This window comes from Psychrobacillus sp. Z16_25 (genome assembly GCF_056856695.1).
Genome location: NZ_JBXEOV010000005.1, coordinates 100,727 through 113,008 on the forward strand (window position 1 = coordinate 100,727; position 12,282 = coordinate 113,008).

Annotated in this window: 11 protein-coding genes; 6 read left to right on the top strand and 5 right to left on the bottom strand. The window is 38.6% G+C overall.

Going from position 1 to position 12,282, the window contains the following annotated elements; genetic code table 11:
* Nucleotides 1-15 precede the first annotated feature (15 nt).
* From AC1VU3_RS07545 to AC1VU3_RS07560, 4 genes are all read right to left on the bottom strand, one after another.
* Nucleotides 16-549: a superoxide dismutase family protein gene (locus AC1VU3_RS07545; protein WP_480389175.1), complete on the bottom strand. Its 534-nt coding sequence runs from the start codon at nucleotides 547-549 to the stop codon at nucleotides 16-18.
* Between the two features lie 241 nt (nucleotides 550-790).
* On the bottom strand, nucleotides 791-1,957 hold the full coding sequence (locus AC1VU3_RS07550; RefSeq protein ID WP_480389174.1) for an MFS transporter: 1,167 nt from the start codon (nucleotides 1,955-1,957) through the stop codon (nucleotides 791-793).
* A gap of 14 nt (nucleotides 1,958-1,971) precedes the next feature.
* The gene (locus AC1VU3_RS07555; RefSeq protein WP_480389173.1) at nucleotides 1,972-2,367 is read right to left on the bottom strand and encodes a MarR family winged helix-turn-helix transcriptional regulator; all 396 of its coding nucleotides are present in this window, start codon (nucleotides 2,365-2,367) and stop codon (nucleotides 1,972-1,974) included.
* 967 nt (nucleotides 2,368-3,334) lie between these two features.
* Entirely contained in the window at nucleotides 3,335-4,498 is a 1,164-nt protein-coding gene (locus tag AC1VU3_RS07560) for an alanyl-tRNA editing protein (RefSeq protein ID WP_480389172.1), read from the bottom strand.
* 120 nt (nucleotides 4,499-4,618) lie between these two features.
* Between AC1VU3_RS07560 and AC1VU3_RS07565 the strand changes: the two genes are divergently transcribed.
* The 5 genes from AC1VU3_RS07565 to AC1VU3_RS07585 all read left to right on the top strand — a co-directional run bounded on the left by AC1VU3_RS07565 (nucleotide 4,619) and on the right by AC1VU3_RS07585 (nucleotide 10,750).
* On the top strand, nucleotides 4,619-5,062 hold the full coding sequence (locus tag AC1VU3_RS07565; RefSeq protein ID WP_480389171.1) for an ASCH domain-containing protein: 444 nt from the start codon (nucleotides 4,619-4,621) through the stop codon (nucleotides 5,060-5,062).
* Nucleotides 5,063-5,072: 10 nt separating this feature from the next.
* Nucleotides 5,073-5,744 (top strand): hypothetical protein, encoded by a 672-nt coding sequence (locus tag AC1VU3_RS07570; RefSeq protein ID WP_480389170.1) that lies wholly within the window; start codon nucleotides 5,073-5,075, stop codon nucleotides 5,742-5,744.
* A 146-nt stretch (nucleotides 5,745-5,890) separates the two neighbouring features.
* Complete coding sequence (locus AC1VU3_RS07575; RefSeq protein WP_482983236.1) at nucleotides 5,891-8,518, top strand: cation-translocating P-type ATPase; 2,628 nt, start codon at nucleotides 5,891-5,893, stop codon at nucleotides 8,516-8,518.
* Nucleotides 8,519-8,619: 101 nt separating this feature from the next.
* Entirely contained in the window at nucleotides 8,620-8,922 is a 303-nt protein-coding gene (locus AC1VU3_RS07580; RefSeq protein WP_480389169.1) for a DUF6509 family protein, read from the top strand.
* Between the two features lie 289 nt (nucleotides 8,923-9,211).
* Nucleotides 9,212-10,750, top strand: coding sequence for a Mur ligase family protein (locus AC1VU3_RS07585; protein ID WP_482983213.1), 1,539 nt, complete (start codon nucleotides 9,212-9,214; stop codon nucleotides 10,748-10,750).
* Between the two features lie 158 nt (nucleotides 10,751-10,908).
* On the opposite strand, the gene rluF is transcribed toward AC1VU3_RS07585, so the two are convergent.
* Entirely contained in the window at nucleotides 10,909-11,613 is a 705-nt protein-coding gene (gene rluF, locus AC1VU3_RS07590) for a 23S rRNA pseudouridine(2604) synthase RluF (protein WP_482983214.1), read from the bottom strand.
* A 180-nt stretch (nucleotides 11,614-11,793) separates the two neighbouring features.
* Here rluF and AC1VU3_RS07595 point away from each other — a divergent pair, with 180 nt between their 5' ends.
* On the top strand, nucleotides 11,794-12,267 hold the full coding sequence (locus tag AC1VU3_RS07595) for an acyl-CoA thioesterase (protein ID WP_480389166.1): 474 nt from the start codon (nucleotides 11,794-11,796) through the stop codon (nucleotides 12,265-12,267).
* Nucleotides 12,268-12,282: the final 15 nt, after the last annotated feature.

Here is a 12,282-nt window from a genome sequence, read left to right on the forward strand (position 1 = left end):
CTTTCACCGTCCAGTTTATTTCTTAATTTCTCCACAAACAATTCTTTTTCCTGAATTGCCGGAAGGATCTGTTTCATAATCGTCCGCATTTTCGTGTATGACTAATGCACTGCCATCTTCATCAAGTAAGGAATTACTTTTTCCAGCAGTCAAAACTACTGCGGGTGTTATTGTTTCTAATTCAATGGTACCATCTTGGTCAACCTCAATATTTGGTAAGTCTCCTGCATGGTAACCCTTTGGATTTTGGAAACCATGCTCTTTTCCTGCTGGATTAAAATGAGCTCCGGCTGAATCAAATGTTGGTTTTTCACATTTAGCCGTTTCATGAAAATGGATAGCCTTTACACCAGGGGATAAGTTTTTCGCTTGAAGTAGAATATGAACACCTTTTTGATTTTCTGTCAGTGTTGCTTTACCTACTTCTTTCCCTTCACTATCTACTAATGAAACATCTACTTTTTCTTTTTCACCTGCATCTGCCTCTGAAAAGCCGCATCCTGCTAAAATAAATGCGAGTGTACAAAATAATCCGATAAGCCTATACATAATATCCCTCCTAATGGTAATTCCACATAAGTCTTGCCAAAACAAGGGATTTTATACGAAGAAAGCGTAAGTACCTATACAATCCCCAAGGAGGTAGAAGGAAAAATAAAAACCTCCTGTTAGTTAACCGATGGAGGTTTCCTAACAAGGAGGTCGCAAACGATAGAAAATATGAGTAACTGAACGACTGTCCTTCCCATACTCTCTGCTAAATATATTGGGCTTTTTCGGATTCCTTGGTCTAACCAAGACGAGTCTTACGAGATCGGATAATAAAAACGATTAGAGTCACTACTACAATAATACTCGCGAATAAATATAGATTTTGATAACCGAGGTTTACGGCTACTAGGCCAAGTACGAAGGAGCCAACAGCAATGCCGATGTCAAACAGGGTAAAGAATGTTGCCGTAGCATAACCACTTCGATCATGGCTAGTAGATTGAATAGCCATTGTTTGAAAGCTTGGCACTACCGCTCCATAGCCTAGTCCAATAAAAGCACCACTTATAAGAAACAGGACAGGGCCATTCATAAAGGCTAGTAAAGTAAAGCCAATCATTAAGAAAACTAAACCAGGAATAATAATATAACTTGGACCTTTCTCATCAAATATTCTTCCTGTAAAAGGTCTTGTTAATAGCATGACAATAGCAAACACAGCAAAAAATGTACTAGTTAAATAAAGGACATTTTTTTCTTGTGAATATATAGATAGATAGGACAAGATACTCGAATAGGAAAAAGCAACACATCCCGCAATAAAAGAAATAGCAACAGCTTTTTTCTCAAATAAGTCGTTCCATGTAATCTTACTTCGAATAGGAGACTCAGCTTTTCTTTCATCCTTAGGGATTCCTAATGCAGTCACAGAACCAATCACCACAATGAGACTCATGACAATAAAGAATGTATCGTAGGAGAAATATTGAACTAGTGATAAAGCAATAAGCGGCCCTACTACCACTGCAAGGTTAGTTGCCATCGTAAAATACCCTAGTCCAGCCCCGCGTCTAGATGTGGGGATTGTATCAGCAGCTAGTGCTCCACTAGCTGTAGTAGCAATACTAAACCATATACCCTGAATGAAACGTAAAGCTAGTAAAATACTAAACAGCTCGATAAAATAATAGAAAATAGTACATAATAAGTATAGCAAGAGACTGACCCAGAGCATTCTCCGCTTGCCAGCGACCTCTAATAACTTTCCTGTAAAGGGTCTTACAGCTATAGCAGAAATTAAAAATATAGTCATTAGTAAACCAGCCTCTTCATCTGAACGGTCTAACGTGTCTGTCACGTATAGAGGAAGTACTGTTACTAAGCCATAAAAAATAATAAAAATAGAAAAGTTTGTACAAAACAAACTGATGAATGATTTTGTCCAGATAGGTTCTTTGTTAGCCAACTAGCATAACCCCCCTACTTAATTTTTCGCAAAAGCTCCATAAGCGTGTTTTGCTCTTCTTGAGAAAGGTTGGAGACTACACTATTTTCGAAGTCGGACATAGAGCTTTGAATCACAGGGAAATTCTCTAGAGCCTCAGAAGTCAATTTAACCATTTTCTCTCTTCGGTCCCTCCCTGAACTAACTTCCAACCAGCCTAAATCGGCTAAGCGGTTCACTGTTCTAGTGATCGTGGGGGCTTCTACATTTAAATATTTCCATATCTGTGTTAATGTCATTTCCTTATGCCTCTCCACGCAGTAGAGCACTGACCACTGAGAAGAATACAGCCCGTGTTGCTTTAAGGTTTGATTCGCCTTATAGGATAAATATCGTGATGTTTGAAAAAGGTCATGAATAAGTGGATTCATATATTTTCTTATACTCCTAAATCTACTATTTACCTAGCTAAACATATCGCACGAAGGTTGCTTTGTAAAGCATAAATAGCTCGGTATAATTTTAAGATAACATAGAAAATAACAAATATATACATAATTTGTTAGTAGTATTTCTTTACCTTCTGATTTAGTAGATTTCCGTTTGGGTTATCCTCAAAGGCACACTCTGAGGTACTGGGAGTGGTGAGGGAAATGTTGTAAAGCAATGGAAAGATTTTAAGGGACTGCCTGGCAATAATCCAGCCGACATATCCTTATAAAGACTTCCCTGGCTAGGCTTGATATGTATCCAAAAGAGGAAAATAAAAAATATCATTTTCCTCGGGAGAGAAAAATGATATTTAATAACAAGACTGATTTTTGTAAAAGAAGCAGGGATTCCATTAAAAATCTTTTATAAAGTATTATAGTTAAATAATTGCTTTTTCGTATAAGTTAGCGATATTTCTTAGAAAAGGATATCCTTACTTGACTAGAAGCACTGGAAAGAAGATACGCGACCTAAATCGGTACCATAGTAGGTCCACGTGAAGCCGTTCCAACGAAAACCGGAAACGGAATTCCGCCCTACATAGGTTGGGAAAATCCAAAATGATCGGCCATTATCTAGCCATATAAACGTGAACCTAAACAAACATCCCCTAATAGCACCAGGATCTACTGCAAATAAGCTAGGGCCACCGCTCTCGCGTTGTGGAGTAAATGAGGGTGGTGGCGTGCTTGGAGGGCCCTGTGGTCTCTGGCTCGGTTGACTGCCTGGCACTCTCGGTCTATTCCCCATACCTGGAAGACCTGGTATTAACGGCAAGTTAATGTTTCCAGGCCATTGTCCTCCTGGGAAATTATCTTGTTGGGGAAACGGAAATAAATTGGTCAAACAACATCCTCCTTTCAATACGGATGAAACTAGTATATGTAAGGAGCAGGAGTTAGGTACTTATAGAAGAGAAAGTGCTTGCTGGACAAGTTTCTCTGCAGGAACTATATGGTCACCCCCGCCTTGGGCAAAGCTATCGTTTCCTCCTCCTTTTCCATTTATTAAGGTTAGTAGCGATTTAATAAGCTCGTTCATTTTTTCTGTTCTTTCCGTTCCTCTCGCTAAAATGATTTGGAGCTTATTATTATTTTCACCTACAAGCATACAAATAGATTGTGGGTCTTGTTCGACAACTAGCTTGGAGAGCTTTTGGAGCTGTTGAATGGGTCTATTTTGATAAATAGCTGTGATGTTCTTATCCTTCAGCTGCTCTCTTAGCTCTTTAGCTTCGTAGCTTAAAAGCTTTTCTTGCGCTTCATTCAATTGCTTTTCAAGATGGTTTTGCCCAGCTATAAGAGTATGAATGGACGCCACTAATTGATCCTCAGGAGAGCTGAGCGTACTGATAAGCTCCTTTAATATTCGATCTTTACGAGTAAATTGAGAAAGAATCCGATTCCCACATAAAAACTCGACCCTTATTTGTTTTTTCTGTCTTTCTGTCCCAACAATTTTTAGCTGTCCGACTTGACCTGTAGAAGAAGGATGGATACCGCCGCAAGCATTATAATCATAGTCTGGAATAATGACTAAGCGGATATCCTCCTTTACTTTGGTTGGCTTTCTTAAAGGATAATTAGATAGCTTGTCTTCCGTTACCCACTTTGTTTCTATGGGCCTGTTCTCTAGGATAATTTGGTTGGCTAGTTTTTCAACTGCTTCTAGCTGTTCTGGAGAAATTTGTTCTGTATTCAAATCTATCGTTACATAGTCTTTACCAAGGTGGAAGCTCACAGTCTTAAATTGAAAAAGCTCGTCAAAAGCAGCAGAGAGGATATGCTGACCAGTGTGTTGCTGCATATGGTCGAACCGCCTCTCCCAGTCTATTGTCGCTTCTACTTTAGTTTCTGCTATTGGTGAAGCAAGATAATGCCGAATTTCTCCATTGATTATTTCCACGTTAGTTACTGCTATTCCATTCATATAGCCTAAATCGTGAGGCTGTCCTCCGCCGGTTGGATAAAATGCTGTTTGGGAAAGGACTACATAGTCAGCTTCCTTTCGAACTATCTGTGCAGAAAATTCCTGAATATAGGGGTCCTCGTAATATAATCTCTTGCTCATCTTTTTCTCTCCTTTTTCTACCGGTAATTTCTAGATAAAAGCACTAACTTTGATTGGATAGTATTTTTCTCTTTAGTTTACTATACTAAAATTAAAAAAATAAAAAATGAGGGTGCTGACATGAGTAAAATTGTCGAAGAATATTGGGATAGGTATTGGGGAGGTCAAGAAAAGCCGGAGGGGATGACTGCTTGGCAATTTGGAGAGAATCCTGATTATCTTGCCCAATTAGTTGTAGATGGCGTGAAGACAGCGACATGCTCTGCCTATGACCTTTATGAAATAGAAGGAGAGCCCCTTCCCCAGGCGGGTGAGTATAGCATTATTCTCAACAGCAAAGATGAACCTGTCTGTATTATTCAGACGATAGACGTTCAAATAATGCCATTTAATGAAGTGCCAGAGGAGTTCGCTTATGCCGAAGGTGAAGGTGATCGTAGTTATACATATTGGAGAAATGTTCATGTGAAGTTTTTCGCAGATGAGTTAAAGAGTATAGGAAAGGAATTTATAGAAGACATGTTGGTAGTTTGTGAACGCTTTAAATTGATAAATGTGAAATGAGGTATAGGTGATGTTTAAAACAGTTACGATGTATACCAATAAATTAAGAATGCTAAGGGGTTTTTATGAAAATGTTTTAGAGATTCCCATATCGGAAACTGGTGAAGGCTTTTTTAAAATGATAATAGGAGACTCCACCCTTATTTTTGCTGAAACCGAAGAGGATACACTCTATCATTTTGCCATTAATATTCCTGGAAACCAGTATACACTCGCTAAGTACTGGGCTAAAAACAAAGTCACACTTAACAGAGAGGCTGGGGTGGAGGATATTTTCTACAGTAGATTTAATGCAGACGCCTTTTATTTTGAAGACCCAGCTGGCAATGTAATAGAACTTATTGCTAGAAGGCATGTCGATAAATGGAGCGATTTCTCTGTTGACTCCTTCCTAAATATTAGTGAAGTTAGCATTACAACCCCACTAGTAAAAGAAGTAGGAGAAAGACTTCAGGACTTAGGAATACCTATTTCCGGAAATTATCAAATCGAACCCGATTCTTTAAACTTTCTGGGAAGGAATGACAGTTTTATTATTTTAGTACCTCCTCAGCGTAGATGGTACTTCTCTAAACAAATTAGTAAAACATCTAAGGTGGATATAGAACTAGACAGTGGGCAACATATATCTATATCACAGGAGGGAAACATAGATTTGGATAACAAACTAGGAGACCTCTAGAAGGAACATTCATGAAATCTGACAACAGGTTTCTTTTTTAAGAAAACTGAAATTATTTGATTAAAAGGGAGCATACTAGTCAATGGCTATTTTATTGACATAATTTCTACAAGTTTTCTTTAGGTATTTCAAACAGAAAGGCTGGTATCCCTATGTGGTACAACAAAACATCCCAAGAAGTATTATCAGAGCTTAAAATCAAATCAGCAGATGGCCTAACAAATGATGAAGCAAAGGCGAGAATAGAACAATACGGACCAAATCGCTTGGCTGCTGCAAAGAGAAAGACATGGAGTCAAAGGTTTTTTGCTCAAATAAACAACGTGTTAATCTATGTATTGCTAGTTGCTGCTGTTATTTCCCTACTAGTGGACGAAATAGCAGACGCAATTATTATAGGTATAGTGGTCATCATAAATGCGGTAGTAGGAATGATTCAAGAGTCTAGAGCTGAAGAAGCGTTAGAGGCACTGAAAAGCCTGTCTACTCCTAAAGCCATTGTAAAACGAGATGGAGTAGTAAAGGAAATAGACTCATCAGAAGTTGTTCCTGGAGACTTAGTAATCGTGAGTGCTGGATCCTATATTCCGTGTGATATCCGTTTGACCGAATCTGCAAATTTAAAAGTGGAAGAGGCTGCACTTACAGGAGAGTCAGTACCGGTTGATAAGGACGCAGAGGCAGATTTAATTAACTCATCAACAAATATTCCTCTGGGTGATCAAAAGAATATGCTCTTTATGTCCACACTCGTTACATCTGGAAGAGGAGCAGGAATTGCTGTATCCACAGGAATGGACACCCAAATGGGGAAAATAGCAGGAATGCTACATACAGAGGACGAGCAAACTCCTCTTCAAAAGAGCTTGGCACAGGTAGGAAAATATTTAGGATTGGCCGCCTTAGCTATCTCAGCAGTTATTTTTGTAATAGGGATACTGCAAGGAAGAGAGCTTTTGGAAATGTTTATGATTGCAATTAGTTTGGCTGTTGCTGCAATTCCAGAGGGTATGCCTGCTATCGTATCCATTGTTTTAGCAATCGGGGTCCAACGAATGATTAAACAAAATGTCATTATTCGGAAGCTCCCTGCTGTTGAAGCATTGGGTTCAGTAAATGTTATCTGCTCTGACAAAACAGGAACGCTTACGCAAAATAAAATGACAGTAACCAATTTCTATGCTAATGGTGAGATAGTTGACATCCAAAAGTTTGAAAAGAAGAACCAGGCTCATGCCCAATTATTAGAAACGTTTGTCCTTTGTAATGATGCATCCTATTCGGATAACGAGACTACTGGAGATCCAACAGAAATAGCGCTTTTGGCAGCTGGAGCTAAGAATGGAATAGATAGACCGACTCTCGAGAAAGATTTTCCACGTGTAAGGGAAATACCTTTTGATTCAGATAGAAAGCTGATGACGACTATTCACAAACAAGATGACCTATACTATGTCATGACTAAAGGGGCAATTGACCGATTACTCAATAAATGTAATCGTATTCTTTACAAGAATAAAGTTATGGACCTAACCGCCGATTTAAGAGCAGACATATTAGTTGCTTCTCACACGATGTCTCAAGCAGCTCTACGTGTCCTAGCAGCTGCATTTAAGGTGGAGGAGGAATTAAATTTAGATGCAGCGGAGCAAGATTTAGTTTTTATTGGATTTGTCGGAATGATTGATCCGCCAAGAGAAGAGGTAAAGGATTCTATTGCTACTTGTAAAGAAGCTGGTATACGGACAGTTATGATTACAGGAGACCATAAGGATACCGCATTTGCTATTGCCACGAAGCTAGGAATAGCGACTAAAAAAACGCAGGTAATGGAAGGAACAGAGATTGACCAATTATCAGAAGAACAGCTTTCTACTGCGTGTAAAGATACCAATGTATTTGCACGGGTTTCCCCAGAGCACAAAGTAAAAATAGTGCAAGCGTTAAAAAGCTCAGGACATACTGTTTCTATGACAGGTGATGGTGTAAATGATGCCCCTTCTTTGAAGGAGGCGGATATTGGAGTAGCCATGGGTATTACAGGGACAGATGTTGCGAAGGGTGCTTCCGACATGGTCCTAACAGATGATAATTTTTCTTCTATTGTCAAAGCGGTAGAAGAGGGAAGAAACATTTATAAAAACATTAAAAAGTCTGTTGTCTTTCTCATTTCCTGTAATTTGGGAGAGATTGTTGCTCTCTTTATAGCAATTGTTGCTGGCTGGCCAACACCACTCCGTTCCATTCATATCTTATGGGTAAACTTAGTGACGGATACATTCCCGGCATTAGCTCTTGGAGTTGATCCAGAAGAGTCGGGAGTGATGAAGGAGAAGCCACGAGGGAAAAAAGAGCAGCTATTCCATGGTATGATACCGTTCATGCTGCTTAATGGAGCACTAATAGGAGCATTAACGCTAGTAGCCTTTTATATAGGTTTACAAGGACAAACTAGCGGTGCAAACGAAGAGCTTCTAATTCATGCGCAGACTATGGCGTTTATTACGCTCAGCTTTTCTCAGCTAGTCCATTCACTAAACTTTAGATCTTTAAATCAATCTATTTTTAAAGCTGGACTATTTAAAAATAATCTGTTAATATATTCCATTTTATTTGGAGTGCTTGTACAAGCTTTTATCGTATCTTTTGGACCTCTTGCAGAGGCATTTAGCGTACAGTCCTTAGAATTAAATGATTGGGCAATCGTGATTGGCTTAAGTATTGTGCCGTTATTGGTAAATGAATTAGTAAAAGCAGTGAAAGGTTTCCGGTAGGAATATATATTTTAAAATTAGCCCAAACAAAGAGTATAAATAAATATTTTTTAAACAAAAAAGAAAAATGCCTTCTCTAGTGCTAAAATGGGTGAATGGAGGTGTGCCTTTTGAAAATAGAGTCTTATGAGGTAGAACGAATTCTCGATCCTACTGGAATAATTGCTGGAGACCGCTATGAATTTCTTTTAGGAATTGAAGTCCCAGAGGACGATGAGTTATATGAAGAGGGAAATTCTCTAGATTTACGTGTTATTTTAGCTATCGTAAATGATGCAGCTCAGATTAAGCAATATCATTTTATTAATCGATCTAATGGAAAGATATTAGACTTTGGACTTGAAGAAGAGGAAGAAGCAATGGTATTAGCTTTTTGTATGGACAAGTATCAAGAAGCGGAATAAGGTCACAAATAATCAGTAAAATACAATACTGCTTATCAAAAGAAACCGTCCTGTTGGATGGGATGAAACGAGCACTTACGATTTTTATTTCCTATAAAATTGTAAGTGCTTTTCATTTGTTAATGGTATATTTCCACTACATTTTGGTACACAGCAGATACGAAATTCTGTATTATACCGTGAATAAATGTCATAATAATTGGTAAGGTCTTTCTTTTATTTCACATCTTTTTGGAATTGATGTAAACTTGATTGGAAAGATTTAAAGATGATAAAGGTGGCTATTTTGATGGAATTAATTGAACTAATGAAGCATCTACCTATTGTAGACGTCAAAAATGCTAAACAAGTGGACATAACAGGCCTTGCCTATAATTCACGTAAAGTGGAGAATGGACAAGTTTTCTTTTGTATAAAAGGTTTTAAAACGGATGGTCACTCTTATGCTGGACAAGCTGTGAAAAATGGAGCTGTTGCTTTAGTGGTGGAAGAGTTTTTGGAATTGGACGTGCCCCAATACAAAGTGGAGGATGCACGACAAGCGCTAGCAAAGGCGGCAGCAACCTATTATGACCATCCAACAAGTAAGCTAAAAACGATAGGGATTACTGCTACCAACGGGAAAACCTCTACTTCCTTTATGACGAATGCTATTTTAGAAAACCATGGATACAAAACAGGATTAATGGGAACTGTGGTAGTGAAAATAGGAGACTATGCAGAGCCTTCAGAGTTAACTACACCTGAGTCTCTTGATTTGCAACGTTTTTATGCCCAAATGGTAAAAGAAGAGGTAACACATGCAACCATGGAGGTTTCTTCCTCGGCACTCGAATTACATCGAGTTGGTTGCGTAGACTTTGATATTGTTACGTTAAATAATATTAGTAGAGAGCATATAGACTTACATTCTTCCTTTGAAAACTATTTTATGCATAAGTCGAGTTTGATTCGCAATGCTGGAGAGGGAAAAACAGCTATCCTAAATTTAGACGATTCATACTCCGCATCTCTTGTCGACAAAACGAAAGCTACAGTAATAACAATTGGTGTAAACAATCAATCTGCAGATGTTATCTGTAAAGACTTAGACTTATCAACCGGAAGAGCTAAATTTACTGTAGAAATTACAAAGGACTTAGTCACTGCGGATGTAGTAGTTCCAAAACAATCGTTCTATATTCAGCTTTCCACTCCGGGTTTCCATTCTGTTTATAATTCTATGGTTAGTATTGTGATTGGTCTTCTATGTGAGGTGCCGGTTGAAACAATTCAAAAAAGCCTACTGGAATTCGTAGGAGTAGAGCGACGCTTCGAAATCATCTTTGAGGATAATTTCAAAATTATAGATGACCATTTTGCAAATAGTGGGAATATCGATATTACACTCGGCACTTTAGAGAAGATGGACTTTGATCAAATAAGACTTATTTATGCGATAAGAGGAGATCGTGGTGTAACGGTTAATAGAGAAAATGCCGAAACTATTGCACGATGGGCCCCAAAGCTAGGGATTACAGAGGTGGTTGCAACGCTTAGTCGTTCCCATGTTACGGAGAAGGATGTAGTATCTGAAGAGGAGCTAGCTGTCTTTAAAAAAGTGATGGATGAAGCGGGCATTGAAGTGAAGCTGCATGAGGAACTTCCTGATGCAATCAATGAAGGACTATCCGAAGCTAAAGAAGGAGACGTTGTGCTTCTTGCAGGTTGCCAAGGAATGGACTATGGAGCTAAGCTTGCATTAGAGCAGCTAGAAGGGATTTTACCAGAGGTTGATAAGAAAAAACTATATCAGCCACTCGAAAAACGAGTAGCTGGAAAATCATAAAAAACAAGGGGGTGTCCATAAGTAGAAAACTTATGGGGCACCCCTTCCTTCTTTGATAGATATCTTCTATTTATCCTTGCTCCTGTGGTGGTCTCATCAAAATGCCAACATCCTCGTCACAAGGGCCCTCTCAAAATGACTTTTCAGAAGGCTCCTTGTTATCTTTTTGGCACATAATTTAGTTCTTTAAATAATTCCTTTTTCTCTTTGTCCGTCAAATCTCTCCATTGCCCAGTAGCTAAGCCATCTAGCGTTATATTCATAATTCGTATACGCTGCAGTCTTTTTACCGTGAAACCTAAAGCAGCACACATTCTTCGGATTTGACGGTTTAAGCCTTGGGTAAGGACAATATTAAATGTATAAGGTCCTAGCTTCTTCACCTTACAAGGGAGTGTTTTCGTATCTAGAATTCGTACGCCATTGCTCATTTTTTCTATAAAGGAATCAGTGATTCTTTCGTTCACTGTAACGATGTATTCCTTTTCATGCTTATTTTCTGCTCTAAGAATTTCATTTACAATGTCTCCATCATTCGTTAAAAGAATCAAACCATCTGAGTCTTTATCTAAACGACCTATATGAAAAATACGTAACGGATGATTAACAAAATCTACAATATTGCCTGGAATATGACGTTCCGTCGTACTTGTAATTCCAACGGGCTTATTTAGTGCCAGATAAACAAGTGGCTGTTCTACCACAACAGGCTTTCCATCCACTCGAACATCATCTCCCTGCTCGACCTGGCTACCTAACTCGGCAATCTTTCCATTAATCGTTACCTTGCCATCCGCAATCCATTTATCTGCTCCACGTCTCGAAACAATTCCTGATTCACTTAAAAACTTATTGATCCTCATGTTTTCCCCCTACTTTTCCTATTATAGTTAGTATAACAAAAGACTTGAACCTGAGTAACTTCTTATAGTTTGGGTAATATACCAGCAAAAGCATTCAGAAAATTTATCGAATAAAAAAATGTTATACTAGAAAATATAATCATGTTTTAATAAAGTTTAGACAACTAGGAGTGGAACTATATGAAAACGAACCCAATGGGTCAATCCAGAACCATACAAACGCATTTAATCTTACCGCCTGATACCAATCACCATGAGACAATCTTTGGTGGCAAGGTTCTTGCATATATTGATGAAATAGCTGCAATCACTTCCATGAAGCACGCCAAGGGACCAGTAGTTACTGCGTCTATAGACTCGGTAGATTTCTTGTCCTCTGCAAAGGTAGGAGATGTGATTGAATTGGATGCTATTGTTTCCTCTACTGGACGCAGTTCTATGGAGGTTTATGTTCGTGTTACTTCCATGAATCTTCTAACTGGAGAAGAAAAATTAACAACAGAATCGTTTCTTACAATGGTAGCGGTAGATGACAACGGAAGGCCGGTGCCGGTACCGGGAATCCACCCAGAAACAGAGGATGAAAGAAGATTATTCGAATCTGGTCCAGCAAGACGTGCACACCGTAGACAACGATTAGAAATGAAGTATTAAACCCTAAGGAGGTGG